25 protein-coding genes are annotated in these 25,948 nt (G+C 67.7%); 11 read left to right on the top strand and 14 right to left on the bottom strand.

The annotated features are described in order from the left end of the window. Positions 1 to 128 precede the first annotated feature (128 nt). Both EXE41_RS13750 and EXE41_RS13745 read left to right on the top strand, forming a co-directional pair. Positions 129 to 1,835: a COG1361 S-layer family protein gene (locus EXE41_RS13750; RefSeq protein ID WP_137691311.1), complete on the top strand. Its 1,707-nt coding sequence runs from the start codon at positions 129 to 131 to the stop codon at positions 1,833 to 1,835. A gap of 108 nt (positions 1,836 to 1,943) precedes the next feature. Further along, positions 1,944 to 4,442 carry an RND family transporter gene (locus tag EXE41_RS13745; RefSeq protein ID WP_137691310.1) on the top strand — a complete coding sequence of 833 codons (2,499 nt, stop codon included), beginning with the start codon at positions 1,944 to 1,946 and terminating at the stop codon, positions 4,440 to 4,442. A gap of 43 nt (positions 4,443 to 4,485) precedes the next feature. On the opposite strand, the gene EXE41_RS13740 is transcribed toward EXE41_RS13745, so the two are convergent. Then, the gene (locus tag EXE41_RS13740) at positions 4,486 to 4,908 is read right to left on the bottom strand and encodes a hypothetical protein (RefSeq protein WP_049929919.1); all 423 of its coding nucleotides are present in this window, start codon (positions 4,906 to 4,908) and stop codon (positions 4,486 to 4,488) included. A 283-nt stretch (positions 4,909 to 5,191) separates the two neighbouring features. On the opposite strand from EXE41_RS13740, the gene coxB reads away from it, so the two are divergent. Continuing rightward, positions 5,192 to 5,968 (top strand): cytochrome c oxidase subunit II, encoded by a 777-nt coding sequence (gene coxB, locus EXE41_RS13735; protein ID WP_086215968.1) that lies wholly within the window; start codon positions 5,192 to 5,194, stop codon positions 5,966 to 5,968. Further along, positions 5,965 to 8,463, top strand: coding sequence for a cbb3-type cytochrome c oxidase subunit I (locus tag EXE41_RS13730; RefSeq protein WP_086220028.1), 2,499 nt, complete (start codon positions 5,965 to 5,967; stop codon positions 8,461 to 8,463). Before coxB ends, EXE41_RS13730 begins: the two co-directional genes overlap by 4 nt. A 36-nt stretch (positions 8,464 to 8,499) precedes the next feature. Here EXE41_RS13730 and EXE41_RS13725 read toward each other — a convergent pair whose 3' ends face one another. Further along, complete coding sequence (locus tag EXE41_RS13725) at positions 8,500 to 8,973, bottom strand: hypothetical protein (RefSeq protein WP_086215970.1); 474 nt, start codon at positions 8,971 to 8,973, stop codon at positions 8,500 to 8,502. A gap of 79 nt (positions 8,974 to 9,052) precedes the next feature. On the opposite strand from EXE41_RS13725, the gene EXE41_RS19350 reads away from it, so the two are divergent. Together EXE41_RS19350 and EXE41_RS13720 are read left to right on the top strand one after the other, a co-directional pair. Beyond that, positions 9,053 to 9,193: a hypothetical protein gene (locus EXE41_RS19350; protein ID WP_176454920.1), complete on the top strand. Its 141-nt coding sequence runs from the start codon at positions 9,053 to 9,055 to the stop codon at positions 9,191 to 9,193. A gap of 59 nt (positions 9,194 to 9,252) precedes the next feature. Then, positions 9,253 to 10,245, top strand: a complete 993-nt coding sequence (locus EXE41_RS13720; RefSeq protein WP_137691309.1) for an NAD-dependent epimerase/dehydratase family protein — start codon at positions 9,253 to 9,255, stop codon at positions 10,243 to 10,245. Between the two features lie 52 nt (positions 10,246 to 10,297). Here EXE41_RS13720 and EXE41_RS13715 read toward each other — a convergent pair whose 3' ends face one another. From EXE41_RS13715 to EXE41_RS13705, 3 genes are all read right to left on the bottom strand, one after another. Further along, positions 10,298 to 11,047: a GNAT family N-acetyltransferase gene (locus EXE41_RS13715; RefSeq protein WP_137691308.1), complete on the bottom strand. Its 750-nt coding sequence runs from the start codon at positions 11,045 to 11,047 to the stop codon at positions 10,298 to 10,300. A gap of 71 nt (positions 11,048 to 11,118) precedes the next feature. After that, positions 11,119 to 11,778, bottom strand: coding sequence for a thiaminase II (gene tenA / locus EXE41_RS13710; RefSeq protein WP_086215972.1), 660 nt, complete (start codon positions 11,776 to 11,778; stop codon positions 11,119 to 11,121). 165 nt (positions 11,779 to 11,943) lie between these two features. Next, positions 11,944 to 12,219 carry a cytochrome C oxidase subunit IV family protein gene (locus EXE41_RS13705; RefSeq protein WP_049929908.1) on the bottom strand — a complete coding sequence of 92 codons (276 nt, stop codon included), beginning with the start codon at positions 12,217 to 12,219 and terminating at the stop codon, positions 11,944 to 11,946. A 155-nt stretch (positions 12,220 to 12,374) separates the two neighbouring features. On the opposite strand from EXE41_RS13705, the gene EXE41_RS13700 reads away from it, so the two are divergent. Continuing rightward, positions 12,375 to 12,893 carry a hypothetical protein gene (locus EXE41_RS13700; protein ID WP_137691307.1) on the top strand — a complete coding sequence of 173 codons (519 nt, stop codon included), beginning with the start codon at positions 12,375 to 12,377 and terminating at the stop codon, positions 12,891 to 12,893. Positions 12,894 to 12,950: 57 nt separating this feature from the next. On the opposite strand, the gene EXE41_RS13695 is transcribed toward EXE41_RS13700, so the two are convergent. Continuing rightward, the gene (locus EXE41_RS13695; RefSeq protein WP_049929906.1) at positions 12,951 to 13,469 is read right to left on the bottom strand and encodes a halocyanin domain-containing protein; all 519 of its coding nucleotides are present in this window, start codon (positions 13,467 to 13,469) and stop codon (positions 12,951 to 12,953) included. A gap of 147 nt (positions 13,470 to 13,616) precedes the next feature. On the opposite strand from EXE41_RS13695, the gene EXE41_RS13690 reads away from it, so the two are divergent. Then, the gene (locus EXE41_RS13690) at positions 13,617 to 14,207 is read left to right on the top strand and encodes a hypothetical protein (RefSeq protein WP_137691306.1); all 591 of its coding nucleotides are present in this window, start codon (positions 13,617 to 13,619) and stop codon (positions 14,205 to 14,207) included. Between the two features lie 43 nt (positions 14,208 to 14,250). Here EXE41_RS13690 and EXE41_RS13685 read toward each other — a convergent pair whose 3' ends face one another. Then, positions 14,251 to 15,399 carry an acyl-CoA dehydrogenase family protein gene (locus tag EXE41_RS13685; protein WP_137691305.1) on the bottom strand — a complete coding sequence of 383 codons (1,149 nt, stop codon included), beginning with the start codon at positions 15,397 to 15,399 and terminating at the stop codon, positions 14,251 to 14,253. A gap of 145 nt (positions 15,400 to 15,544) precedes the next feature. Here EXE41_RS13685 and EXE41_RS13680 point away from each other — a divergent pair, with 145 nt between their 5' ends. Continuing rightward, a complete protein-coding gene (locus EXE41_RS13680) occupies positions 15,545 to 16,342 on the top strand; it encodes an RIO1 family regulatory kinase/ATPase (protein WP_094519547.1) in 798 nt (265 codons plus the stop codon). 31 nt (positions 16,343 to 16,373) lie between these two features. Here EXE41_RS13680 and EXE41_RS13675 read toward each other — a convergent pair whose 3' ends face one another. The 5 genes from EXE41_RS13675 to EXE41_RS13655 are packed head-to-tail and all read right to left on the bottom strand — an operon-like array spanning position 16,374 to position 21,352. Next, complete coding sequence (locus EXE41_RS13675) at positions 16,374 to 17,126, bottom strand: ABC transporter ATP-binding protein (protein ID WP_044965613.1); 753 nt, start codon at positions 17,124 to 17,126, stop codon at positions 16,374 to 16,376. Between the two features lie 8 nt (positions 17,127 to 17,134). Then, positions 17,135 to 17,923 (bottom strand): ABC transporter ATP-binding protein, encoded by a 789-nt coding sequence (locus tag EXE41_RS13670; protein WP_137691304.1) that lies wholly within the window; start codon positions 17,921 to 17,923, stop codon positions 17,135 to 17,137. Beyond that, positions 17,916 to 19,097, bottom strand: a complete 1,182-nt coding sequence (locus tag EXE41_RS13665; RefSeq protein ID WP_137691303.1) for a branched-chain amino acid ABC transporter permease — start codon at positions 19,095 to 19,097, stop codon at positions 17,916 to 17,918. Before EXE41_RS13665 ends, EXE41_RS13670 begins: the two co-directional genes overlap by 8 nt. Beyond that, positions 19,094 to 20,053 carry a branched-chain amino acid ABC transporter permease gene (locus tag EXE41_RS13660; protein WP_004596315.1) on the bottom strand — a complete coding sequence of 320 codons (960 nt, stop codon included), beginning with the start codon at positions 20,051 to 20,053 and terminating at the stop codon, positions 19,094 to 19,096. The genes EXE41_RS13665 and EXE41_RS13660 overlap by 4 nt, the downstream gene beginning before the upstream one ends. Before the next feature lie 9 nt (positions 20,054 to 20,062). Next, positions 20,063 to 21,352 carry an ABC transporter substrate-binding protein gene (locus EXE41_RS13655; protein WP_137691302.1) on the bottom strand — a complete coding sequence of 430 codons (1,290 nt, stop codon included), beginning with the start codon at positions 21,350 to 21,352 and terminating at the stop codon, positions 20,063 to 20,065. Between the two features lie 181 nt (positions 21,353 to 21,533). Between EXE41_RS13655 and EXE41_RS13650 the strand changes: the two genes are divergently transcribed. Continuing rightward, entirely contained in the window at positions 21,534 to 22,400 is an 867-nt protein-coding gene (locus EXE41_RS13650) for a proline dehydrogenase family protein (protein WP_094494953.1), read from the top strand. Positions 22,401 to 23,011: 611 nt separating this feature from the next. Here EXE41_RS13650 and EXE41_RS13645 read toward each other — a convergent pair. Next, positions 23,012 to 23,749, bottom strand: coding sequence for a helix-turn-helix domain-containing protein (locus EXE41_RS13645; protein WP_049929895.1), 738 nt, complete (start codon positions 23,747 to 23,749; stop codon positions 23,012 to 23,014). A gap of 89 nt (positions 23,750 to 23,838) precedes the next feature. Here EXE41_RS13645 and EXE41_RS13640 point away from each other — a divergent pair, with 89 nt between their 5' ends. Further along, positions 23,839 to 25,359, top strand: coding sequence for an aldehyde dehydrogenase family protein (locus EXE41_RS13640; protein WP_004596311.1), 1,521 nt, complete (start codon positions 23,839 to 23,841; stop codon positions 25,357 to 25,359). A 42-nt stretch (positions 25,360 to 25,401) separates the two neighbouring features. Here EXE41_RS13640 and EXE41_RS13635 read toward each other — a convergent pair. Next, a partial coding sequence (locus tag EXE41_RS13635; protein ID WP_241987251.1) for a DUF5821 family protein occupies positions 25,402 to 25,948 on the bottom strand: 547 nt, incomplete at its 5' end.

The following is a 25,948-nucleotide window of genomic DNA, read 5'->3' as shown; positions in this document are numbered from 1 at the left end:
TGAACGTTCATTCAACACGCTTATGTCGATGGCGACTGACAGGAACCTATGACTCGTCACGCTCCGCCGCGGTACGACCGGTCGCCGTTCGCGACCAAACGCACCCCAAGCGACGGCGGAGGTGACCGATAAGCCGGCCGACGCGGCTCGCGACGGCCGCGCTCGCCGTCGTCGCGGCGAGCGCACTGCTCGTCGGCGTCTCGCTCGCCGGCGCCGCGGCGCCGAGCGCGGGCGCGCCGTCCGGCGGCGACGTCGCCGCGTTGTCGGGAGTCGACGGTCCGACCGCCGACGGCACCGTCGCGCAGACGGAGTCGAATCCGACCCCCAGACAGGTCCGCGGGTCGCCCGTGCTGGAACTGTTCGCCACCCAGCGGACGGTTCCGAGCGGCGCCGAGTCGACCCTCACGATCGACATCGTCAACACCGGCGAGATGTCGATCGGCAACCAGCTTGACTCCCGCGTCACCACCGCTCGCGGGCTCACCCTCGAGATCGACGACAGCGGCGTGCCGATCGACGTAGAGGACGGCAAGATCCCGGTCGGAGACGTTCGGACCGCCGCGAGCCCGGTCTCCGTGCCGCTCGACGTGACGGTGCCCGACGACGTGCCCGACGGCCGGTACGAGGTCGAAGCGACGGCCCGCTACCGGTACACCTTCGAGATCATCCCCGAGTTCAACGACCACAAGGACCGCCGCGGGATCGAGGACTTCGACCTGACCATCGTCGTCGACGACGGCGCCCGCTTCGCGGTCATCGAGACCGACACCGACGCGCAGGTCGGCGGCAGCGGCGACGTGGCCGTCACGCTGTCAAACGTCGGCGACGAGACCGCGCGCGACGCGGTCGTCTCCGGCACCACGACCGCGCCCGGCGTCACCCTCGGGCAGGGCGGCGGGCAGGCGTTCGTCGGCGACTGGGCGCCCGGCGAGAACCGGACGGTGACGTTCGACTCCTCCGTGGCGGAGTCGTTCCCCGGCGGCGCCTACGCGCTCTCCTCGACCGTCGACTACCGCGACCCGAACGGAATCGACGCGACCGCGGCGGCCGCCCGCGCCGGCGTCGTTCCGATCCGTGAGCAGTCGTTCGCGCTGCGCAACGTCTCCGGCACGCTCGAAGTCGGGTACTCCGGCACGGTCTCCGGCACGATCACGAACGAGGGCCCGCTCGACGTCGAGAACGCCGTCCTCGTCGCGGACTCCGGGAGTAACCGCGTGAGCCTCGGCGAGAGCCGGTACGCGCTCCCGACGATCCCGGCCGGCGAGTCGGCGACCTTCACCTTCGACGCCGACGTGAGCGGGAGCGCCGACCCCGGCCCCCGACAGTTCCGGTTCACCACCGAGTACGACAGCGGCGACGCGACGCTCTCGGTCGAGAAGACCCGCCGCGTCGAGGTGGCGCCCCGGCAGCCCGAGTTCGAACTGGCCGTCGAGAATGCCACCGTCATGGCGGGCGAGACCCGCCGAATCAACGCCACGATCACGAACCGGCGGCCGGAGACGCTCTCCTCGATCAACGCCGGACTCTACGCCGACAGCCCGCTGACGGCGGTCAACGACGAGGCGTTCGTCGACGAGCTCGAACCCGGCGAGTCCGCTGAGATCTGGTTCGAGGTGTCCGCCGCTTCGGGGGCGAGCGTCGAGGACCACCCGATCGAGCTCGACTTCCGGTACGAGGACGAGCGGGGCAACGACCGCATCTCCGACATCACGCAGGTCCCGGTCACGGTGACCGCCGCCGTCGACGACGGCGAGCGCCCCGTCGGCCTGATCGCCGTCGCCGCCCTGCTCGTCGTCGCCGCGGCCGGCGGCGCCGTCTGGTACCGACGGCGGTGATCCGATGAGGGGACACGCCACCGTTCGCGCGACGGAGCGCCACCGCCTTCGCTCCCCGTCGGCCAGCCTTCCGTCGCCGACGAGTGAACGTCGGACAGCGGGGCGACCGTGACCGCCGTCGACCGGCTGATCGAGGAGATCGACCGCGTCGTCACGGAGCGGCCGCTGGCGGTCATCGCGGTCTTCATCCTCGTGACCGCCGCGTTCGCGGGCGGTCTGACCGGCATCGAGACGAACGCCGGCACGGACCAGTTCACGCAGGACATCCCCGCACAGCGGGCGCTCGACGACATCGACGAGGAGTTCGAGACGTCGATCGGCGGCTCCGCCACCTCCGCGCAGGTGATCGTCTCCGACGACAACGTCCTCTCTCGCGACGCGCTGCTACGGACCTTGGAGACCCAACACCGGCTGGAGTCGCGGTCGACGCTCCGGGTCGCGTCGACGTCGAGCCACGCCGACGCGGTCGCCCGACAGCTGGACTTGACCGCCGCGAGCGCGGCCGAGCGACGCGACGCCGTGGCCGAGGCGACGCCCGCCGAACTGCGGGCCGCCATCGCCGACGCCGACGCGACGGGCGCGATCGCGGCGCAGGTGTCCGTCGACTACAACCCCACCGCGCAGGCGGCCGACACCGCGATCGTGGGGATCACGTACGACCTTCCGGCGTCGGCGACGACGGCGCGGGTGACGGAGCTCCAGACCCGCAGCGTCGACGTCGTCGACTCCGTCCCGGGCAACGTCGCCGGCGAGAACGCGATCCTCTTCGGCGACGGCGTCCTCCAGTCCGAGATAACCGCGCTGTTGACCGACACCGCGATCATCGTCTTCCCGGCGGCGCTCATCCTGATCGTCGGGTTCCTGATCTTCTCGTACCGCGACCCGTTCGACATGGCGATCGGGCTGTCAGCACTGCTCATGTCGCTCCTGTGGACGTTCGGGTTCATGGGGTACGCCGGGATCCCCTTCTCCAACTCGCTCGTGACGGTGTTTCCGCTCCTGCTCGCGGTCGGGATCGACTTCGGCATCCACATCGTCAACCGCTACCGCGAGGAGCGGGCGACCGGGGCCGGGATCGAGCGGTCGATGCGGACCACGACCGACCAGCTGCTCATCGCCTTCCTGCTTGTGACGATCACCACCGTGTTCGGGCTCGTCTCCAACGTCGCGAGCCCGTTCGACCCCAACCGCGACTTCGGGATCGTCGCGGCCGCCGGGATCACGTTCACGCTGATCATCTTCGGCGTCTTCCTCCCGGCCGCGAAGGTGTTCTCTGACCGGTGGCGCGAGGGGCTCCCGATCCCGGAGTTCGGCACGAGCGCGCTCGGCACCGGCGGCTCGCGGATCGCGCGCGTCCTCCGCGTCGGCGTCGACCTCTCGCGGATCGCTCCGGTCGCGGTCGTCGTGCTCCTCCTCCTCGGCGGCGCCGCCGGCGGCGCCTACGGCTCCGGCGTGGACACGGAGTTCTCGCAGGAGGCCTTCTTCCCGGATCAAGACCGGTTGGAGACGTACGCGGAGCTGCCAGAGCCGTTCGCGCCGACCGACTACACGTTCCTCGACGTGCTGACGCTGTTCGAGGAGGAGTTCGAACAGGACTTCGTGGGGTCGGTGACGCTGTACATCGACCAGTCGGTGAGAGACGACGACGCCCTGGAACTGATCGACCGGACCGCGCGGAACCCGCCGGAGACCTTCGCGACGACCGACGAGCGCCGCGCGCAGGCGACGAGCGTCGTCACCGTGATCGACGACCGCGCGTCGCGTGACCCCGAGTTCGCGGCGTTGGTAGAGCGCAACGACCGCCTCGGGAACGGCGTGCCCGACCGCAACGTCGACGAGGTGTACGACGCGCTCTTGGACTCCTCCGCGGAGAGCCGCGCCCGAGGATACGTGGCGGCCGACCGCGGCAGCGCGCGCGTCGACTTCACGATCAAACCGGGCGTCGACGACTCCGAGGCGGTCGCCGACGTGCGCGACCTCGCCGAGCGCACGCCGCTCGAAGCGGTGCCGACCGGCTCCCTCGTGGTCAACGAGGCCGTGATCGACCTGCTGACCGAGTCGGCGATCCGGAGCCTGTTCGCCGCCTTCGGGCTCACGGCGCTGTTCTTGGCGCTGTCGTACGCGTACTTGGAGGGGAAGGCCGTCTACGGCTTCCTGAACCTCGTTCCCGTCCTCGTCACCGTCGGGCTGCTCATCGGGTCGATGCGGCTGTTCGACATCCCGCTGACGCCGATCAACGCCCCCATCCTCTCGGTGTCGATCGGGCTCGGGGTGGACTACACCGTCCACTTCGTCCACCGGTTCGTCGACGAGTATCAAGAGGGGCTCCCGATCGACGAGGCGCTCGACGTCACCATCGCCGGGACCGGCGGCGCGCTCACAGGCAGCATGCTCACCACGGTCTCCGGGCTTGGCGTCCTGTGGCTCGCGGTGATCCCCCTGCTTCGCGACTTCGGCGTCCTGCTCGCGCTGGGCGTGTTCTACGCCTACCTCTGTTCGATCCTGCTCGTGCCGTCCCTCGTCGTCGTGTGGGACCGGTACGGCTCGCGCGTCGGGCTCGGGCTCGACGACGGGCTCCGCGGTTCCGGCGCCGAGAGCGGGCGCTGACGGTCGAAGGGTTTCGCCGGGAAGAGAACGCGTTTCCCGTCGATCAGCCGACGACGCCGACGAGAAGCTGGACCGTGACGAGGACGAGGAACGCGGCGCCGGTCGCGAGGGTGCCGGCGGCGACGCCGTGCGCGTTTCCGAGTCCGCGGCTCCGCGTCGCGAAGTACGCGCCGAGGAAGACGAAGCCAACGAGGAGCAGCCCGACGATCAGGTACGCGACGTTCACTAGGGTGCCGGCGAGCCCCTCCGGGATACCGAAGCTCCCGACGCCGAGGATGATGCTACCGCCGAAGAGGACGGTGACGCCCACGAACGAGATCGCCCACACGACTGGCGTCCGGGCGATGTCGCCGAGCGTCTCGACGATCGCCTCGTAGCTACCGCCGCCGCCGTCGCGACCGGGCGCCGCTCGCTTCGCGCCGATCTCGGCGACCGCGACGAAGGTGGCGACGACGAGGAGGCCCATCAGCCCCGTACTCAAGAGGGTTAGTGATGTCATGGATATCCGTTGTTAGGGCCTCCGTTCGCGCGTACAAATACCCTTCGACGCGCGAGTTCCCCGCGTTCCGACACGTGCGCCCGTGCCGTTCGCTGCGTGTCCCGCTCGACCGTCGCCGGGTTCGTCGGCGGAGCGGCTCCGGCTCCGCTCGGGTGCCTGAATCGCTGCCTCTCTCGTCCGATCGCCCGGCCCGCTACACAAGAGATAAGTGTACCATCGCCAAGGGAGGTACAAGGGCAGACAGACGAACATGATAGATCCAGTTATCCTACAACAGGGGAGTGACTGGCGCGCACAGGCGGAGGTCTTCGACGAGATCTTCTTCGTCTTCCTCGCGCTCGGCACCCTCGTCGGCACCATCGTCGTGGCGTACACGCTGTGGAACGTGTACAAGTACCGCGACGACGGGAACCGGTCGGACGAAGAGTTCGACGCGCCGGTCGTCGGCGAGCTCCCCACGGGACAGGGCGGTCCGAAAGCGAAGAAGCTCTTCCTCTCGTTCGGGTTGAGCGCGATCGTCGTCATCAGCCTCGTCGTGTACTCGTACGGGCTACTCCTCTACGTCGAGGACGGACCGGACACCGGCGACGAGGGCGACATCGAGATCATGGTCGAAGGCTACCAGTACGGGTGGGAGTACGAGTACCCGAACGGGCACACCGAACGGGGTGAACTGATCGTGCCCGCTGACCAGCGAATCGATATTAATGTGACCTCAAGGGATGTCTGGCACAACTTCGGCTCGTCGGATTTGCGGATAAAGACCGACGCTATTCCCGGTGACTACAACGAGAACTGGTTCTCAGTGAGCTCCGAGGACGTCGCAGCGCAAGGCGGTGAGGCGACGTACCCCGTCGAGTGCTTCGAACTGTGCGGTCCGGGTCACTCCGCAATGGAAGGACAGATAACCGTCATTCCGGAAGACGAGTGGGAAGAGTGGTACGATAATACCGGAAACGGCTCCGAAAGCGCCAGTATCGAGGCCTCCGGGCTCGGAGCTGTGACACAGAGCGGGGTGAGCGCATGAGCGAACTACCGCCGACGACCTCCGTCAAGCGCTGGCTAGTCACGACCAACCACAAGGACATCGGGATCCTGTACACGATCACAGCGCTGTTCTTCCTGCTGTTCGGCGGCGTGATGGCGCTGCTCATCCGCCTCCAGCTGTGGGATCCGACGAGCCAGATCCTCTCCGGACTGGCGTACAACGAGGCCGTCACCGCGCACGGGTTGATAATGGTGTTCTGGTTCCTTTCGCCGTTCGCGTTCGGGTTCGCGAACTACTTCGTCCCGCTTCAGATCGGCGCGGACGACCTTGCATTCCCGCGGCTGAACGCGCTGTCTTACTGGATGTACCTGTTCTCTGGCGCGCTGCTCGGGATCAGCTTCTTCCAAGGCGGTACGCTGACCGCAGGTTGGACGATGTACGCGCCGCTCAACGTGCCGATGTACACGCCCGGTATCGGGTCGACCGGCGCGATCCTCGCGCTCACAATGTTCATTATCGGCGTCACCGCGTCGACGGTGAACTTCCTCACGTCCATCCATCACTCCCGCGCTGAGGGGATGGGAATTATGGACATGCCGCTGTTCTCGTGGTCGATCCTCGCGACCGTGTGGATGATGCTGTTCGCGTTCGCGGCGCTGCTCGGTGCGCTGTTGATCCTCGGCTCCGACCGGGTGCTTGGGAGCGTCTACTTCTCCGCAACTGAGGGCGGGGCCCTGCTGTGGAGCCATCTCTGGTGGTTCTTCGGCCATCCGGAGGTGTATATCGTCTTCTTCCCGGCGCTCGGGGTCATGCTGGAGCTGTTCCAGACGTTCTCCGGCCGACGCCTCGTCGGTCGCAAGTGGGTCATCATCTCCATCTGCTTGATCGCCGTTCAGTCGTTCCTCGTGTGGATGCACCACATGTTCTTGACGACGATCAACCTGGAGATCAAGACGCTGATGATGGCGACGACAATCGGTATCTCGCTTCCCTTCGACCTGATTGTCTTCTCGCTGATCTACACGCTGATTAAGGGGCGGATCCAGTTCACGACGCCGTTCCTGTTCGCGTTCGGCGCGCTACTGTTGTTCATCCTCGGTGGGATTACTGGCGTCTTCCTCGGCGCTATCGTACTCGACTACGAGTTCCGCGGCACCTACTGGGTGGTCGCGCACTTCCACTACGTGATGTTCGGCGGGGCGACGGCGCTCGTCGGCGCAATCTACTACTGGTTCCCGAAGGTGACCGGGAAGATGTACGACGAGTTCCTCGGAAAGCTCCACTTCGCCACGTTCTTCCTCGGCTTCAACGCCGTCTACTTCTCGATGTTCCTCGCTTGGGAGACCCCACGCCGGGTGTTCGAGTACAATCCCGAGTTCCAGATCTACCACCAGTTCGGGACGATCGGGGCGTTCGTGCTCGGGTTCTCATTCTTCATCATGTTCTACAACCTAGGGAAGTCCTACGTCTCCGGCGAGTCGGCCGGCGCCAACCCGTGGGACTACTCGCGGACCGCGGAGTGGGCGATCTCCTCGCCGCCACCGCTTGAGAACTGGCCGAACCGACCGTCGTACGCCTCCGGAAAACTGGAGTTCGTGAAGGATTACGTGCCCGACGGCGGTCCCGCGATGAAGACGGACGACAACGGCGATGTCGCCACGGACGGCGGTGACACCCACTCGTCGCACATCTCGAGATATGCTCACTGGGACAAACATCCGAGTCACGCGAGTATCTGGCCGTTCGCGCTGTCGCTCGCCCTCGGAGTCCTGCTGTTCGGCCTCTCCGGCTTCGCCAACTCCGTCACCGTCGAGCTTGGCGAGACGGCGCTCCAGAGCGATGTCATCATCTCCAACCTGCTCTACCCGACCGCGATCCTAGCCGGGATCGGCGGGCTCCTCTACACCGGCGTGAAGTGGGGTACTGAGGACTTCTACGCCCCGCCGACCGAGTTCGCCGAGCGGTGGCCGTTCAACGGCGTCGAGAAGGTCAAGTTGGGAATGTGGTTCTTCCTGGCGTCCGACGTTCTCGTCTTCGGCGCGCTGCTGTCTGCGGCCATCTTCATCCGCTACAACGCGGGCTGGATGACGTGGGAGCCGCTGACCGACCCGCTACCCGGACTGATCAACACCTTCGTGCTGCTCACGTCCTCGTTCACCGTAATCTTAGCGCTGGTCGCGGCCCGCCGGAAGAGCCGGCAGGGCCTGCTGGCGTCGCTGGGGTCGACCATCCTGCTCGGGTTCGTCTTCATGGCGATCAAGATGTGGGAGTGGAACCACGAGGTCTTCGACAAGGGCGTCACCATCTCGGCGAACGCTCATGGTGACCCGATCCAGGCGTCGATCTACTACGTCACGACCGGGCTTCACGGGATCCACGTGCTACTCGGGTTGGTGGTAGCCATCTTCCTGTTCGTCAGGGCGTACCAGGGCCACTACCTCGACGACGAGCGGCCGATCGAGTACTTCGGCCTCTACTGGCACTTCGTGGACATCGTCTGGGTGTTCGTCTTCCCGCTGTTCTACCTCTTCTGAGGCCGGTCGCGGTCCGGTCTTTTTCTCTTTCGTCACTCACGTAGCGTCGTCGCCGAGCGGCTCGGCGCACCACTGACAGAAGTCGACGGTCGGGTTGGTCTCCTTGTCACACTCCGGACAGCGCGCGGTCTCGTCGCTCGTCGTCTCCGTTGACGGCGCGGCCGGGCCGTCGACCGTTCCGCCGGCGGTCGGCTCCGCGGAGTCGGCCGAGCGGGCCGCGTCGCGTTCCCGCTCGTGTTCGGGGTTGTTGCGGAGCGCCACGACGTACGCGTCGATCACGCTCGCGCCCACGACCGCGGCGGCGGGGGCCACGTCCCGAAGCGGCGGGGACTCGCCGGCGAGGACGCCGGAGATCGCCGACTCGGGGACGAACACGAAGACCACGGCGGTGACCGCGACGTACCAGCCGAACGCGCGGGCCCACCGGCGGAGGTATGCGTGACCGAGCCCGGAGACGACGAGCGCGAGCAGGGCGGCGAGCCAGGGTCGCCGACGCGTGTGGTCTGTCATGAGCGCCCGTACGGGTTCCCGCCCCGAGAACCTACCCCTCTCTCGGAGCGTTTATGTGGCGGACGCGCCGAACCCGGGTATGTTCGGCGTTCCGATCGGAAATTTCCTCTCGGGGGTCGCGTTCGCGGTGTTGGGCGTCGGCACTTGGGGGATCGGCCTCGGCGTCGCGTACCTCCTGTATCGCCGGTGGCGCGGCGACGAGCCCCGCGGCGGCGACTGAGTCGGCCCGTCGCCTTCCGGTTCGGCCACGTTTTTCACCTCGCTCATCGAATCTCGGGTATGACAGACACGGCGCTCGTCGTCGGCGGCACGCGGTTCATCGGGCGACACACCGTCGAGGAACTGCTGGCACACGACTACGAGGTCGCGATATTCAACCGCGGGAACCACGAGAACCCATTCGTGGACGACGACCGCGTGACTCACGTCGAGGGGGATCGGAAAGACGAGACCGCGCTGCGCGCCGCGAAGCTGTCGGTCGAACCGGACGTCGTGATAGACTGCGTCGCCTATCAGCCGGCCGACGTGGAGACCGCGACCGAGATCTTCGCCGACGTCGACGGCTACGTGTACATCTCGTCGGGATCCAGTTACGCGGCCGAGGAGATCCCCAAGCGGGAGGGCGAGACGCCGCTGGAGCCGTGTACCGACGCGCAGGCCACCGACGACGACCACGAGACGTACGGCAATCGGAAGGCCGAGGGCGACCGCGCGGTGTTCGCGGCCGCCGAGGACGGCGTGTCCGCGACGGCGGTTCGCCCGTGTATCGTCTACGGGCCGCACGACTACACGGAGCGGCTCGACTACTGGATCGACCGCGTGCTCTCGCACGACCGCGTGGTCGTCCCCGGCGACGGACAGAACCTTTGGCACCGGGCGTACGTCGAGGACGTGGCGAGCGCGCTGCGGATCGTCGCCGAGCGCGGCGAGCCGGGCGCGGCGTACAACGTCGGCGACCGACGCGCGCTCACCCTACGAGAGACGTTAGAGACGATCGCCGACGCCGCCGGCGTCGACTGTGAGGTCGTCCCGGCGAGCGACGACGCGCTCGCGGCCGGCGGGCTCGACGCCGACGACTTCGTCCTCTACCGCGAGTACCCGCACCTGCTCGACACCTGCGCGCTCGCCGACCTCGGCTGGGAGTCGACGCCGGTCGACGAAGCGATGGCACGGACCGTGGAGGAACACCGCGAATCTGACCGCGACGGGAGCGAGTGGGACCCCGGCCGCGAGGCCGAGGAGCGGGTCATCGGCGTGAAACAGACGCTCTAAGAGAGTGGTCTCGGCGTAGCGCGGAGCGACGTTCTCCGCGGGCCGGTGCGTGTCAGTACGCGGCGTCCCACCGCGTCGGCTTCCGGCGGTTGCCGCAGTTGCGACACTCCATCCGGTCCATCGTGTCGATCGCGACGTCCGTTCCCTCGCAGTTGCCGCAGAGGTAGCCGTACCGGCGCTCGTGGTCCGCGTCGACGTAGGCGACGTAGAACGGCGCCAGCGACCCGCGCTCGCTCTCGTCGAAGGCGACGTGGACCCGGTCTCCGTCGTCCGTCTCGTAGATTGCCTCAGAGATGCCGGTGAGGCGACCGATCTGCTTCCGGTACTCCCGTTCCGCGAACGGCTCGCCGCTGATGTCGACGTCGCGCTCGCCGGCGAGCTCGTACCCCTCTCGCTGGTAGAACGCCGTGCCGGCCTCGTTGTCGGCGAGGACGCGCGCCTCGATCCGGTCCACGTCGGCATCCCGGAGCGCGGACTCGACCCGTTCGAGGAGCGCGGAGCCGATGCCGGACTCCCTGTGGTCGGGGTGGACGTGGAGCCAGTCGATCTCGCCGACCCGCTCGCGGCGGCCGACGACGTAGCTCTCCGCGAACCCGACCACGTCGCCGTCGACGGCGGCGACCGGGAACACCGCGTCGTCGTCGTCGATGTCGTCCCCGAGGTCGTCGGCGTCGTACCACTCCTCGACGGCCTCGTCCAGCAGCTGTTCGCCGACGGCGTGTCCGTACGACGCCACGAGCGACTCGCGGGCGACCGACCGGACCGCGTCGACGTCTTCGACCGTTGCGGCGCGTAGGTCCATGCGGACGGATCACGCTCCGGCTACAAAAAACTCGGTCGGCGTTCCCGCCGTCGGCGCGACTGCTCCTCGACTCAGACCTCCCACGTCTCCCGGGTGTAACACATCTCCCAGAACGCGTGTTCGAGGCGGGCGCTCCGCAGGAACGCCGCGCGCATCGCGTCGCGCTCGCCCGGGTACGCCTCGCCGTACCGGTCCACGAGGTCTCGCATCCACGCGACCGTCTCGCGGAACGCGTCGCTGTTGTACTTCTCGATGAACGGCGTGTACCGGTGGGTCTCGGTCGCGAGGCTCGCCATGTGGTCGGCGACGTCGAGGTACCCCTGCCCGCACGGGTAGATCGCGGCCGCGATCTCCGCGATCGACCCCTCATGGGCCGTCCGGACGAGGAAGTCGGTGTAGGCGGCACAGGTCGGCGCCTTCTCGACCGCGTCGAGGTCGTCGACGGAGAGCCCGTAGTCGGCGGCGAACGACCGGTGGAGGTCCATCTCGTCGTCCAGCGTCGCGTGCGCGGTCGCCGTCAGCCGCCGCGTCGTCTCCTCGTCGTCGGCCTTCGTACCGGCGAGCGCGAAGACGCGCGCGTAGTCGAGCAGGTACCGGTAGTCCTGTTTCACCCAGTGACGGAACGCGCCCTCGTCGAGCTCACCCTCCGCGAGTTCGACGACGAACGGGTGTCGCTTCTGTGCGTCCCAGATCTCTGATCCGGCCTCGAGGAGTCGGTCGCTGAAACCCATCGCATCGGCCCCTCGTCTTGCGGCAAGTTATAACTAACTAATACCACTGGGTGGTGGCAGCAGAAAGACCCTCGTCGGGACCGTGCTCGGTCGAGCGAAAACCCGGCGAAAGTGCCGGGAAAACGGTTCGGAGGCGTTCGAGCGAGAAAGAGACGCCGCGAGTCGTTACGAGATGGAGTACGTCGCGGCCGCCATCAGCAGCATGGTGAGCGCGAGCGCGAGCCCCATCAGGTAGGTCAGCGAGCGGTTCTCCCACTTCAGGTGCTGGAAGTACGCGACGATGAGCAGCGTCTTGACCGTCGCGATCACCAGCGTGCCGCCGAGCGCCTGCGCGTAGGTGAACTCGATGAACGACGTCTCGAAGAGAGCGAAGTTCAGCGTCGCCGCGACTAGGAGGGCGACGTATATCGCCGAATACATTTTTACGGAGTCGTGCGCCATCTTACACACCTCTTCGTCCCTGCGCTTAAAGAATTAACCATCCGGGGTACCCGCTGCGGCGACGGCGAGGTCCGTCTCGGCGTCTCGGATCCCGAAACGCCTATCCGCACGACGACCCCATCTGCGTCCGGTCGCAGCCCCGACCGGTACCCCTCGTGACTCCGCTCGAACCGACAGACGACCTGCTCGAATCGCTGTACGTCGTCAACAAGGTCGCGAAGCAGTTCGCCGACGAGGCCACCGCCGCCTACGAGCGCGGCGACGTGACCGAGAGCAACGTCCGCTCGGCTCGGAAAGACGCCCTCTACCGGCTCAAAACCGCCGTCCTCTCTAGGGTCGTCGCGTACGACGCCGACGGCGTCACCGCCGAGTACCACGCCATCAACGGCGACGTGTGGCTCTTCCTCACGGTCGGCGACTGGCACTTCCACCAGCCGCCGCACGCGATCGGCGGCGACCTCACCGACGCGATCGCGATCTCGAACTCGCCGGCGGACCCGATCGACGCCCCCTACGAACGCGACCCCAGCGTGGAGCGCTCGGAGCGCACGCTGGAGGAGGCGCTGTCGCGGCTCGCGGAGGCCGGCGCCAACGCCAACGACCACCTCGCGCGGCCCACGGTCACCAGCGAACGCGACCGGATCGTTGACGTGCGCTGGTCGTTCCTCTCGTGAACGCCGAGCAGGCGTGAAAAAATCGCGCTCGCGTTCGAACCGCGCGAAGTGAGCCGCTTACGCTTCGACGACTTCGATGGCGCCGAGCATCCCGTTCGCCTGGTGGGGGGTACACTGGTACAGCTGGATCCCCGTGTTGTCGAACGACTGCTCGAACGTGTGCCCCTCCTCGGAGACGGAGTCGCCGCTGTTGAAGTCGGACTCGGACCCCTCGACCGAGGCCACGTTGTGCGCGCCCCCGTTGCCGGTCCACTCCCAGACGACGGTCGTGCTGGAGTCGATGCGGATCGCCGCTGGCGAGAAGGCGAACCCGACGTCGCCGGCGCCGACCTCGACGGTCACCTCGTCCTGTCCCGTGAAGTCCATGATGGTGCCCTCGTACATCCGGGCCTCGGACAGGTACTCGTCTATCTCGCTCGGGACGTCCTCGACGGCGCTGCCGCCTCCGCCGGAGCCGTCGGAACCGTCCGACCCGTCGGAGCCGTCACCGCCTCCGGAGCAGCCCGCGAGTGTCCCGATGGTCAACGCGGCGCCGGTTCCGGCGAGATACCGCCGTCTGGACAGTTTATCAGACATCACTTTTCGTAGGGGTCGAAGCCTTACAAACCCCGTGATAGCTTCCGGTTCGCAGGAATTTCCCGAGCGGCTATGACTCCGGTCGGCGGGCGGTCGCAGCGCGCCGCGAAGGGCGGACTTATCGCCCTCCGACGCCTCGCGAGAGCCATGCGCGAGGACGCGCTCGCGACCCGGCTCGTCGAGCACTACGAGGCGACGGCCAAGTCGCCGGCGATCCGGCTCGAGGAGCCGTACGACGCCGACGGGCGGCAGGGGGTCGTCGACCTCTTCGTCCGAACCCGAACGCCCGAACCGGTCGACCGCGTGATCGAGCTCAAGGCCGACGCCGCGGTCCGCCGCGCCACCGGCGCGAACGAGATCCTGCGCCAGTACCGCCGGATGGAGCGGTACTTCCACGCCGACGAGCGCCACGCGCTCCGCCCCAAGCTCGGTCGCATCGAGCCGGGCGCGCGCTACCTCCTGTGTTTCGCGCCGACGCCGACCTGCGTCCACCACGTCGCGGAGAACCGCACGCTGTACGGCTCCATCGACCCGGACGCGCGGGCGGGCGACGTGCCCGCTGTCCGCACCGTCGCGTTCCTGACGAGACTCGACGGCGACCCCGTCGACCTCGGGCTCGTCTCCGTCAACGGCGAGGCGGCGTTCGGCTCGGCGCCGTTCCGGCGGGCGGTCCCCGAAGGCTCGCGGCTCGCGGAGAGCCTGCGCGCCGTCGACGACGACCTGATCGAATTCCCCTGAGGCGCGCCGAGCGCTCGGCGTCGCTGACTGACGACTCGCCCGACTAGAGGCCGAGTTCGCGCCCGATGACGACGTGCTGGATCTCGCTGGTCCCCTCGCCGATCTCCATCAGCTTCGCGTCGCGGTAGAAGCGCTGCGGCGCGAAGTCGGTGGTGTAGCCGTAGCCGCCGAGCGTCTGGACCGCCTCCTCGGCGACCTCGCGGGCCGCCTCGCTGGCGTCGAGTTTCGCCAGCGCCGACTCCCGGGTGACCGACTCCCCGGCGTCGTACTTCGTCGCCGCCCGGTGGGCGAGGAGTCGGGCGCGCTCGATCTGCCGGTGCATGTGGACCACCTTGTCGCGGACCGCGTCGAACTTCGCGATCGGCTTGCCGAACTGCTCGCGTTCCCCCGCGTACGCCTCCGCGGCCTCGTAGGCGCCCTGCGCGAGGCCCACGGAGAGCGCCGCGATCGAGATCCGCCCGCCGTCGAGCGTCTTCATCGTCTGTGTCCACCCCTCGCCCTCCTCGCCGAGCAGCCGGTCCTCCGGGATCCGCACGTCGTCGAAGCTGATCTCGCAGGTCGGCGAGCTGTTGAGCCCCATCTTGTCCCAGACCGTCGTCACCTCGAACCCGTCGTCGTTCTCGGGGTCGACGATGAACGTCGAGATGCCGTCGTAGCCGGCCTCCCGGTCCGTCACCGCCTTCACGAGGACCGAGTTCGCGACGTTCGCGTTCGTGATGAACTGCTTGGTGCCGTTCAGCACGTACTCGCCCGCCTCGGCGTCGTACTCCGCGGTCGTGTCCATGTCGGAGGCGTCCGAGCCGCTCCCGGGCTCCGTGAGCGCCCACGCGCCGAGCCCCTCGCCCTCAGCGAGCGGGCGGAGCCACTCCTCCTTCTGCTCGTCGGTGCCGAACAGGTCGATCGGCTTCGCGCCCAGAGAGGTGTGCGCGGCGTACGAGAGGCCGATCCCGCCGGAGACGCGGCCGAGCTCCTCCGTGACCAGGGCGTACATCAGCTGGTCGCCGCCGAGCCCGCCGTACTCCTCCGAGACCGGAATCCCCATCATGTCCAAGTCCGCGAGCGACTCGAACACCTCCTCGGGGAAGCGGTGTTCGTCTTCGATCTCCTGGGCGATCGGCGCGATCTCCTCCTCGCAGAACTCTCGGACGGTGTCGCGTATCATCCGGTGTTCGGCGGGTACCTCGAAGTCCATGGGCAAGAATTGCGACGCGTGGGCATAAACGATGCGAACGACCGTGATGGACTGTGGCGGGGTCGGCGGTGTCGCCCCGCGCCGACGACTTATCAGGCGCCGCCGCGAGCCGACGACTTATCAGGCGCCGCCGCGTGCCGTCGGTATGGAGTTCCGCGAGCTCGTCCGGGGGCGCGTCGACTGGCCCGACGTCGAGCGCGTCGCGCGCGAGCTGGCGGACCGGTACGACCGCGATACGATCCGGGTCCGGTTTCTCGACGCCGACAACTGGCTGTCGACGCCGATGGTCGTCGACGACGACCTCTTCGTGAAGGTGATCACCCGGCAGAACACGCTCGTCCACGCGCTGTTCACCACCGGGCGGAACCTCGGCGCGGTCTCGTCCGGCACCGAGGGGTTCTTCGAGCGCCACGAGACCCCCTACGAGATGGCGCGTCACGAGCTGGAGGCGACCCGCCGGGTCCGCGAGCTCGGCGTCAACGCGCCGGAGCCGGTCGAGGCGTTCGAGGTCGGCGACCTCGGCGTGCTGGTGTTGGAGTACCTCCCCGAGTTCCGCACGCTGGACGAGCTCGACGCCGACGCCGTCGCCCGGCTCGCGCCAGAGCTGTTCTCGACGCTGCGGACCGTCCACGACGCGGGGCTCGCGCACGGCGACCTCCGGGCCGAGAACGTCCTCGTCGCCGACGGCGACCTCTACGTCATCGACGCGACCCGCGTGAGCGAGGACGGGCGCGAGGCCGCTCGCGCGTACGACCTCGCGAGCGCGCTCGCGGCGCTGGAGCCGATCCTCGGCGCGGCCGACGCGATCGCCGCCGCGCTGACGAGCTACTCGACCGACGAGCTGCTCGCGGCGCGCCGATTTCTCGACTTCGTCGCGATCCGTCCCGACCACGACTTCGACGCCGCGGAGCTGACGGGCGAGCTCGAGAAGCGCACGGCGTGAGACGCCGCGAGAAAGCGGACCGGCCGGAGACTCAGCCGCCCAGGTACAGCTGCGAGACCTCTTCGTCGTTCAGCAGCTCCTCCGGCGTCCCCTCGAACCGGACGGTCCCCTGGTCGAGGACGTAGCCGCGGTCGGAGATGCCGAGCCCCTTCGTCACGTTCTGCTCGACCATGAGGATCGCCGTGTCCATGTCGTTGACCTCCTTGACGTCCTCGAACACGTCGTCGGCGGTGTTCGGTGCGAGCCCCGCCGACGGCTCGTCGATGAGCAGCACGTCGGGCTCCATCACCAGCGCGCGGGCGAACGCGAGCACCTGACGCTGGCCGCCGGAGAGCGTCTTCGCTTTCGAGCCGCGCTTCTCGTCGATGATCGGGAACCGGTCGTACAGCGTCTCGATGACTTCCTCGAGGCTCCCGTCGCGGGCGACGCCGCCCATCCGGAGGTTCTCGTCGATCGTCAGCGAGCCGAACACGTTGTCGGTCTGGGGGACGTAGCCGATCCCCTCGCGGACGATCTCCTCGGGCGCCATCCCGCCGATGTCGCGGCCGTGGTACTCGACGGTCCCCGTCCACGGCGTCAACATCCCGAACGCGGTCTTGAGCACCGTCGACTTCCCGGCGCCGTTTGGCCCGACGAGACAGACGATCTCGCCCGGGTCGAGCCGGACCGAGCAGTCGTCGAGCACCTGCACCTCGCCGTACCCGCTGTCGACGCCCGACAGCGAGAGCACGGGGTCGGTTCCGCCGTGAGGCCCGTCCGCGGCCCCGGTCGTGTCGTCTGTCATACCGTCGCTCATCTTCCGCCTCCGAGGTACGCGTCGATGACGCGGTCGTCGTTCCGGACCCCCTCCGGCGTCCCCTCCGTCAGGACGTGTCCCTGATCCAAGACGACGATCGGGTCCGCCAGGTCCATCACGAACTCCATGTCGTGTTCGATGAGCAGGAACGTCGTTCCCTGCTCGTTGAGCCGCCGGATCTGGCCTTTGAGCTTCTTCGCCAGCGTCGGGTTCACCCCCGCCACCGGCTCGTCGAGCAGCAGCACCTCCGGCTCGGCGAGCATCGCCCGCGCGAGCTCGACGAGCTTCATCTGGCCGCCGGAGATGTCGGTGGCGGGCTGGGTCGCGAGGTGGTCGATCTCGAAGTCCTCCAGTATCCGCTCCGCCTCGGCGAGGTTCGCCGACTCGCTCTCCGCGACCGTCCCCGGCGAGGTGAAAAGCGTGAGGAACGACTCGCCGGGCTGTTTCCGCGGACCGACCAGCATCGCCTCGCGGACCGTCATCCCCTCCAGCTTCCGGGGCGTCTGGAACGTCCGGATGAGCCCGTGTTCCGCGACTTGGTACGGCTCCATGCCGGTCACGTCGGTCCCGTTCACCTCCACGGTCCCGCCGTCCGGCTCGTAGAAGCCGGAGATGAGGTTGAAAAGCGTCGACTTCCCGGCGCCGTTCGGGCCGATGAGCCCGGTGATGGTTCCGCGCTCCACCGCGAACGTCGCGTAGTCGGTCGCCGCGAGCCCGCCGAACGACTTCTGGAGGTCGTCGACGCGGAGGACCGCGTCCTCCTTCGGAAGCGCGCCCTCACTCATCGTCATCACCTCCCTTCCGCTCGCGGACGCCGCTGTCCGGCGTCTCGGGCGTTCCGCCACGGCCGACCGCGCTCGGCCAGATCAGCTCCCGCTGCGGCGGGAGGACCCCCTGCGGCCGGTAGCGCATGACGGCGACGATGACGACGCCGATCAACAGCAGTCGCAACGGCGCGGGGTCGATCGGGAGCGCCACGTCGTTCAGGAAGCGCGTCCCCTCGCGGATCGTGACGATGACGATCCCGCCGAACAGCGCTCCACGGTTGGAGCCGCTGCCGCCCAAGATCACCGCGACCCACGCGTAGAACGTCGTGATCGGGTCCAAGTCGCCCGGCCCGACGTAGAGGTTTAGATGCGCGTAGAAGACGCCCGCAAGCGCCATTATCAGGCTCCCGAGGACGAACGACTGCATCTTGAACGAGTAGGTGTTCTTGCCCAGCGCCCGCGCGAGGTCCTCGTCGGAGCGGATCGTGCGCAGCACGCGCCCCCACGGCGATCGGTGTGCGCGCCGGAGGACGAAGTACGCCGCGCCCGCGAACGCGAGCACCAACAGGACGTTCAGCGACGCCTGCCAGAACGCCGTCTCCAGGATCACCGGCGACCCGGGGATCACCTCCAGCCGGAGCCCCGGCATCGCTTCCGGGAACGTCGAGAGCACCGGCCACCCGTCGAAGAAGCCCGGGATGCCGCGCAGCCCCGCGCTCCCGTTCGTCAGCCAGCGCTCGTTTAACACGATCAGCCGCACGACCTCCGCGAGCCCGAGCGACGCGATGGCGAGGTAGTCGGCCCGGAGCCTGAGCGTCGGGATGCCGATGAGCAGCGCGAGCGCGAGCGCGACGACGAGCGCGACGGCGAGCCCGACGAGCGGACTGAATCCGCCGGCGATCGGCGAGCCGCTCGCGGTCATCAGCGCGGTGCCGTACGCGCCGATGCCGAAGAACGCGGCGACGCTGAAGTTGATCAGTCCCGTGAACCCCCACTGGGCGTTCAGCCCGAAGGACAACAGCGCGTACATCCCCGCCAGCCCGACGAGGAACAGGAAGTACGTCGGACCGAGCGCGCCGGTGAGCATCGCGACGAAGAGGAACAGTACGAACGCGACGCTGACGCCAAGCACCCACCCCTCCGGGCGGGAGAGGTCTGCGAACGCCGCTTTCGGGTCGTCGAGGAGGCTCACGTCGCGCCCTCCCCGGCGATCCCGTTGGGCCGGACCAACAGCACGACGACCATGATCACGAACGCAATCGCGTTCGCGTACTCGATGGTGATCATGTTCTCGATCACGGTCGCGAGCCAGTTCGGACGGATCGGTAGCGCCTCGACCACGTTGGAGAAGAACGGCGTTAGCTGGTTTATCATGCCGATGAGGAACCCGCCCGCCATCGCGCCGTAGACGGAGCCTATCCCGCCGAGGATCACCGCCGCGAAGATCACCAACAGGAGGTTAAAGCCCATCCGGGGCGCGAGCTGATTGAACAGTCCGAGGAACACGCCGCCCGCGCCGGCGAGCCCGGCGCCGATGACCCACGTCCACAGCTTGACCCGCTTCGTCCGGATACCGCTAACCCGCGCGAGGTCGGGGTTGTCCGCCATCGCGCGCATCTTCCGACCGAGGTCGGTGTACTGGAGCAGGACGTGGAGCCCGACGACGAGCGCCACCGCCGATCCGAATATCGCGACGTCGTGGAGCGTTATCCGGACGCCGTACGGCACCAGCGCCTCGATCGGCCGCAGCGGCCGGACGTCGAACCGGGTGAAGTCGGAGCCGAACCGGATCTGGATCACCGCGCGGTAGATGAACGCGATCCCGATCGACGTGATCAGCAGGCCGATCGAGTCGACGTCGAGCGGCTCGTAGATGAGCTTCTCGGTGGCGACCGCCACGACCGCGGCGACTGCGATCCCGACGACCAAGGCCAGGAAGAAGCCGTACGGGAGCCCCAACACCGCGCCGCCGAGCCCGCCGACGGCGCCGAAAGTCACGAGCGCCGAGTACGCACCGATCGTCATCGTGTCGCCGTGCGCGAAGTTCGCGAAGTCCGCGATGCTGTACACCAGCGACAGCCCGATGCTGCCGAGGACGATGATGCTGCTGAACACCAATCCGTTAGCCAGGTATCCGAGGACGGTCATCGGTCGGGATTAGCCTTCGATGAAGTCGATGCCTTCGTACGCGTGGTCCTGGACCTCCAGGACCTGAAGAAAGCCGATCGGGTCCCCGTTCTCGTCGAAGTCGATGGGGCCGCTGACCCCCTGGTAGTCGACGTCGTCCGGTCCGCCGCCGTCCGCGAGGATCCCGCTCGCGGCCTCGAACGAGGTCACCGTCTCGCCCTCCGGCCCGGAGACGCGCCGGACGGTGTCCTGGAGCGCCGCCCCCGTGAACTCGTCCGCGGCCTGGATCGCCAAGGCGGCGTTGATCACGCAGTCGTACGCGTACGCCGCCCACGAGGTCGGCTGCCGGCCGTACTCCGACTCGAAGGTGTCCGCGAACGACTGGTAGTTCTCCTCCTCGACGGGCGCGGACGGAACGACGATCTTCATCCCCTCGATGCTCCCCTCCGGGGTGTTCTCGAGCACGTTGTCGCCGGAGACGGAGTCGGCGCCGTAGAACTGCGCCTCGTACCCCGAGGAGAACACCTCGTTGACCATCGTCGCGAACTCGGCCTGGTAGGTGATGAACAGCCACGCGTCGGCGCCGGAGCTGTTCATCTCCGAGATGACGCTGGAGTACGACTGCTGGTCCTGATCGTGCGGCGTGTTGTAGACGACCTCGCCCTCGTACGCGTCGACGAACGCGTCCGTGAGGCTCTGGCCGTAGTCGTTGTTGACGTAGGTGATCGCAACCTCGTCGTAGCCGTCGTCGCTGATGAGGTTCGAGAGCGCGAGCGACTGGCTCCGCCCCGACGGCGACATCCGGAGCAGTCCCGGGAACTCGGTGAGGTTGAGCCCGGTGGAGTTCTGGCTCAGCTGAACGACGTCCGTTCCTTCGATGACGCTCTCGTAGATGGCCAGCGAGACGCCGGAGCCGACCGCGCCGATCAGGAACGGCACGCCGTCCTGATTGACGAGCTTCTGGGCGGCAGCGATCCCGCCCTGGTTCTCGCTCTCGGAGTCCTCGACGACGATGTCGAGGTCTCGCCCGTTAATGCCGACCTCGTTGACCATCGAGAGGGCGAGGTCGACGCCGCGCTGGTTCCGCTCGCCGAACGCCGACAGCGACCCGGTCTGGGAGTCGACCATCCCGATCTCGTAAGCCTCGGTCGAGTCGCCGCCGTCGCCGCCGTCACTGCCGTCGCTGCCGTCGCCGCCGTCGCTGCCGTCACTGCCGTCGTCAGTCGTGCTGAGACAGCCCGACAGTCCGACGAGTCCCGCACCGCCGGTCAGTTTCAGCAGCGTCCGCCGATCCGTCATGCCCGTGGTATTCCGTGACATATGTTTCCGATAGTCTCGAGCACATTCGGCTACCTTAACCCCGACCCGTCCATGGTCGGTGAGCGCGGGGCAGATCGATGAATCGGCTGGTAGTGGCACTGAAAAAATTTTATACAGGAATATGCCTCCGGAATGATTGGTCGGGTGCCATTATATACCGCTCCGGATCCGCAGTGATCGCATGATCCCGCCCATCGCGAGCAACTTTGTCGCCGGGGAGACGCCGGAGGCGGCGCTCGCTCACGTCGAGGGGCTCAACAACCGCGGCGTGGCCGGCATCCTGAACCTGCTCGGCGAACACTACGAGGAACGGCCCCCCGCCGACGCCGACGCCGACGCGTACGTCGACCTCGTCGAGGCGATCGCGGAGCGCGGCGTCGACGCCTGCGTCTCGGTCAAATCGAGCCAGATCGGCCTCGACATCGCCGACGACGTCTTCGAAGAGAACCTGGCGCGCATCGTCGAGGCGGCTAACGCGCCGTCCGCGACCGGGCCGGACGGGACGGGCACCTTCGTCTGGATCGACATGGAGGACCACGAGACTACCGACGTGACGCTCGACGCGTTCGAACGGCACGCCGTCGAGACGGACGGCAACGTCGGCGTCTGCGTGCAGGCGAACTTGAAGCGGACCCGCGAGGACCTCGAACGGCTCGCCGACCTCCCGGGGAAGGTCCGACTCGTCAAGGGCGCGTACGACGAGCCGGCCGAGATCTCCTACAAGAAGAAGGCGCGCGTCGACGAGTCGTACCGCGACTGCCTCGCATACATGTTCGAGGCGTTCGACGACGGCGTCGCCGTCGGGAGCCACGACCCCGCGATGATCGACTACGCGAAGCAGCTGTACGCCGACCACGGGACCCCCTACGAGGTCCAGATGCTGACCGGCGTCCGGGAGTCGGCGCAGTTCGAACTCGCGGCCGAAGACGACGTGAAAGTCTACCAGTACATCCCGTACGGCTCCAAGTGGTTCTCCTACTTCTACCGGCGGATCCGGGAGCGCAAGTCGAACGCCCTGTTCGCGCTGCGCGCGATCGTCGGTAACTGAACGAACCGGGGCAAAGACCGGCGATCGGGCGCTACGATTTATCAATCGGCGTGTAAGTTTTCCGTCCACCGTTTATCAGCGATTGAACGACCGACGACGGACGCCTCCAAATTCCCGGCCGCTCGGTTATAAATGGTCGCTAGCAGATCGGCGGCAAACAGTTCCAAAGCCCCAGTCGCGAGGACGGCGCACGCTCGCTGCGGTCCTCAGTCGCTCGCTTCGCCCGCTCCTTGCGGTCCTTACGTCACCTGCGCCGTCCTCGCGACTGCCCCTTCGAGTCCCTACCCGACCGCGACCGCACGGCGCCTCACGCCTCCCCAACCTCGTCGCCGGACTACGTCCGGCTGTAAGCGAGAGCTTCGCTCTCGCCCTGTCAGTCGCCGTCGCTTCGCTCCGGCGACTGACTCCAGCGAGAATCGGAGATTCTCTGGCAGCCGGCGCGTAGCGCCGGCGACCTCGCGCGTGCTGACTCGCGGCCGCCGATAGCGGCCGCTCGCAGGCACGCGCCACCGCCTTCATTCATAACCAATCGGCGCTGTCGCTCGCGGATATTTAAATACCGTACCGCGCTCGACGCGCTGTAACACTCGCTCCGCAGTCGACACTGCCGTTCACGGGTCCAGTAGCTTCGACTCCGCCTTCCGCAGGTGTTCGAGCAGCGTCGTCTTCGAGACCTCCATGTCGTCGGCGAGCTCGCGCGTCGACGCCTCTCGGGGCCACTCGTAGTAGCCCGCTTCGCGGGCGTGTTCGTACACCTTCCGCTGTGTCGTGGTCAGCGTGTCGAGCCGCTGCTCGCGGGGGGTCCGCCCGGCGTGACCCGACGACGACATCGACTCCACCGTCACCTCCGCGCCGGCCGCCTCCTGAACCGCGTCGAGCGACTCCCGGATCTCGGTGCGCTCGCCGACGAAACACACCTGCCACTCCTCCCGTCCGCCCTCGATCCGGACCGGCGCGCTGTGGACGAAGCCGTGTTCCAAAAGCGTCGGACACACCATGTCGCCCGGGTCGTACTCCAGGAAGAACTCGCGGACGACGTTGCCCGGGGCGTCCCGAGCGCGCCCGAACCGCTCCTGTAGCTCCAAGAGGTTCCCCGCGCGGTCGGACTCGCGGATCGCGTCGAGCAACGCTTCGACCTCCTCGTTCGTGTCTCCGAACGCCGTGAACAGGCCGTTCACCGTGTTCGGCGCGTCGCTTTCGGCCATCGGTGAGTTGTAGATCGCGTGTGCGAGGACGCCGCCGCCGGTCTTTTTCGTCGCCTCGATCGCCCAGCAGTTCGGATGCCAGAGGTCGAGCGTGAGCCGGGTTCCGGCCCACTCGCTCGCCCCTTCTGGTTCGGTTGTCGCCATTGGTACCGCATGTTTGGCACTACATCACAAAGACCTTACCGACCATGGTAGGGTGGGTTATTTGGACGTGCCGACCGGATGTCTCGAACATGGCGCAGCCCTACCAGCACTACATCGACGGCGAGTGGGTCGACGGCGACGGGTCCGAGACCTTCGAGAGCGAGAACCCCGCGACCGGAGAGACGCTCGGAGAGTTCCGTCAGGGGACCCCCGAGGACGTCGACCGCGCGGTCGACGCAGCGGACGCGGCGTTCGAGGAGTGGCGCGAGCTCTCGCGGATCCAGCGCGCGGAGTACCTCTGGGACGTGTACCACGAGCTCCGCGACCGGACCGACGAGCTCGGGGAGATCGTCACCAAGGAGTGCGGGAAAGAGATCAGCGAGGGGAAGGCGGACGTGGTCGAGGCCGCGCACATGGTCGAGTGGGCCGCTGGCGACGCCCGGCATCCGAAGGGAGACATCGTCCCCTCGGAGATCCCCTCGAAGGACGCGTACATGCGACGGAAACCGCGCGGCGTCACCGGCTGTATCACGCCGTGGAACTTCCCGGTCGCGATCCCCTACTGGCACATGGCCATTGCGCTGGTCGAGGGGAACACCGTCGTGTTCAAGCCGGCCGAGCAGACGCCGTGGTGCGCGCAGATCATCGCAGAGATGTTCGACGACGCCGGCATCCCCGACGGCGTGTTCAACATGGTACAGGGGTTCGGCGACGCGGGCAACGCGATCGTCGAGAACGACGACGTTGACACCGTCATCTTCACCGGTTCGGCCGAGGTCGGCCACCACATCCAAGAGAAGCTCGGCGGCGTCGCCGGCAAGCGCGCCGCCTGCGAGATGGGCGGCAAGAACGCGATCGTGGTCACCGAGGAGGCGGACCTCGACGTCGCGGTCCACTCCGCGGTGATGTCCTCGTTCAAGACGACCGGTCAGCGCTGCGTCTCCTCCGAGCGCCTGATTGTCCACACGGACGTGTACGATGAGTTCAAGGAGCGGTTCGTCGAGGTCGCGGAGTCGGTCGCGGTCGGCGACCCCCTCGACGAGGACACCTTCATGGGGCCGCTCATCGAGGAGGAACACCGCGAGAAGGTCACCCGGAACAACGAGGCGGCCCGCGAGGAGGGCGTGAACGTGCTCGTCGACCGGACCGAGCTCGACGACGAGGAGATCCCAGACGGCCACGAGGACGGCTACTGGGTCGGTCCGTTCGTCTACGAGGCCGACGCCCACGCCGACCTGACGTGTACTCACGAAGAGGTGTTCGGACCCCACGTCGCGCTCATGGAGTACGACGGCGACATCGAGGAGGCCGTCGAGATCCAGAACGACACCGACTACGGGCTGGCTGGCGCGATCATCTCCGAGGACTACCGACAGATCAACTACTACCGCGACCGCGCCGAGCTGGGGCTGGCGTACGGCAACCTCCCGTGTATCGGCGCCGAGGTCCAGCTCCCCTTCGGCGGCGTGAAGAAGTCCGGCAACGGCTACCCCTCCGCCCGGGAGGCGATCGAGGCCGTCACCGACCGCACCGCGTGGACCCTGAACAACTCGAAGGAGATCGAGATGGCGCAGGGCCTCTCGGCGGACATCAAGACGAAAGACGACTGATCCGTCCGGAATGACGCCCGGTGACGGGCGTCCGAACGCTTCTCACCCTGTTACGCCGCGAACCGCCGCGACCGTCTCTTCCGCCGTCTCCGCCGCCGCGAGCGCGCCGCGCGCCGCGAGTCGCTCGCGCGGGCGCCCGACCGGTTGCGGCTCGGAGACGGTCTCGATCAGCTCGGCCTCCCGCAGGAGCCGTTTTATCCGCGTGAACGTCGAGGGGCTCCCGAGACCCGCGTCCTCGCAGGCCCGCCGGAGGGTGCGGTCGAGGGCGCCTTCGCGGGCGCCCACCGCGTAGGTGCGGACGCGGGTCTCCTCGGAGTCTGGACCCGCGGCTCCGCGCGAATCGGCGCCGACCTCGGCATCGAGCGCGCGGAGCACCGCCGCGGCGACCGATTCGTCACACCGCGTCGCGAACCCCTCGTACACCCGCCGTCGGCTCGGCGTCCGGAGCCGGTACGGCTCGGCCGCCGCGAACCGCGGCGCGTACCGCTCGCGGAGCGTGGCGTCGTCGCCGATCCGGTGCCACCGACTCACCGCTCCGGTCGTCTCCTCGCTCGTCTCCCCGCCCGCCCCGTCGCGTTCGCTTCCGATC

It is taken from the genome of Halorubrum sp. SD690R, assembly GCF_005435035.1.
In the GTDB taxonomy this organism is placed as follows: Archaea; Halobacteriota; Halobacteria; order Halobacteriales; family Haloferacaceae; genus Halorubrum; species Halorubrum ezzemoulense.
Note: the sequence above shows the minus strand (reverse complement) of the source record. Positions and strands in the feature narration are given on the sequence as shown.

What these genes read in the sequence shown, in the direction of transcription:
- EXE41_RS13725 (WP_086215970.1), bottom strand. Translation starts at nt 8,973, where the DNA reads ATGACAGACCACACGCGTCGGCGACCCTGGCTCGCCGCCCTGCTCGCG.
- EXE41_RS13675 (WP_044965613.1), bottom strand. Translation starts at nt 17,126, where the DNA reads ATGACAGACGACACGACCGGGGCCGCGGACGGGCCTCACGGCGGAACC.
- EXE41_RS13740 (WP_049929919.1), bottom strand. Translation starts at nt 4,908, where the DNA reads ATGGGCCTCCTCGTCGTCGCCACCTTCGTCGCGGTCGCCGAGATCGGC.
- tenA (WP_086215972.1), bottom strand. Translation starts at nt 11,778, where the DNA reads ATGGGTTTCAGCGACCGACTCCTCGAGGCCGGATCAGAGATCTGGGAC.
- EXE41_RS13645 (WP_049929895.1), bottom strand. Translation starts at nt 23,749, where the DNA reads ATGGCGACAACCGAACCAGAAGGGGCGAGCGAGTGGGCCGGAACCCGG.
- EXE41_RS19350 (WP_176454920.1), top strand. Translation starts at nt 9,053, where the DNA reads ATGTTCGGCGTTCCGATCGGAAATTTCCTCTCGGGGGTCGCGTTCGCG.
- EXE41_RS13680 (WP_094519547.1), top strand. Translation starts at nt 15,545, where the DNA reads ATGGAGTTCCGCGAGCTCGTCCGGGGGCGCGTCGACTGGCCCGACGTC.
- EXE41_RS13690 (WP_137691306.1), top strand. Translation starts at nt 13,617, where the DNA reads ATGCGCGAGGACGCGCTCGCGACCCGGCTCGTCGAGCACTACGAGGCG.
- EXE41_RS13720 (WP_137691309.1), top strand. Translation starts at nt 9,253, where the DNA reads ATGACAGACACGGCGCTCGTCGTCGGCGGCACGCGGTTCATCGGGCGA.
- coxB (WP_086215968.1), top strand. Translation starts at nt 5,192, where the DNA reads ATGATAGATCCAGTTATCCTACAACAGGGGAGTGACTGGCGCGCACAG.
- EXE41_RS13705 (WP_049929908.1), bottom strand. Translation starts at nt 12,219, where the DNA reads ATGGCGCACGACTCCGTAAAAATGTATTCGGCGATATACGTCGCCCTC.
- EXE41_RS13715 (WP_137691308.1), bottom strand. Translation starts at nt 11,047, where the DNA reads ATGGACCTACGCGCCGCAACGGTCGAAGACGTCGACGCGGTCCGGTCG.
- EXE41_RS13650 (WP_094494953.1), top strand. Translation starts at nt 21,534, where the DNA reads ATGATCCCGCCCATCGCGAGCAACTTTGTCGCCGGGGAGACGCCGGAG.
- EXE41_RS13655 (WP_137691302.1), bottom strand. Translation starts at nt 21,352, where the DNA reads ATGTCACGGAATACCACGGGCATGACGGATCGGCGGACGCTGCTGAAA.
- EXE41_RS13730 (WP_086220028.1), top strand. Translation starts at nt 5,965, where the DNA reads ATGAGCGAACTACCGCCGACGACCTCCGTCAAGCGCTGGCTAGTCACG.
- EXE41_RS13670 (WP_137691304.1), bottom strand. Translation starts at nt 17,923, where the DNA reads ATGAGTGAGGGCGCGCTTCCGAAGGAGGACGCGGTCCTCCGCGTCGAC.
- EXE41_RS13640 (WP_004596311.1), top strand. Translation starts at nt 23,839, where the DNA reads ATGGCGCAGCCCTACCAGCACTACATCGACGGCGAGTGGGTCGACGGC.
- EXE41_RS13685 (WP_137691305.1), bottom strand. Translation starts at nt 15,399, where the DNA reads ATGGACTTCGAGGTACCCGCCGAACACCGGATGATACGCGACACCGTC.
- EXE41_RS13695 (WP_049929906.1), bottom strand. Translation starts at nt 13,469, where the DNA reads ATGTCTGATAAACTGTCCAGACGGCGGTATCTCGCCGGAACCGGCGCC.
- EXE41_RS13660 (WP_004596315.1), bottom strand. Translation starts at nt 20,053, where the DNA reads ATGACCGTCCTCGGATACCTGGCTAACGGATTGGTGTTCAGCAGCATC.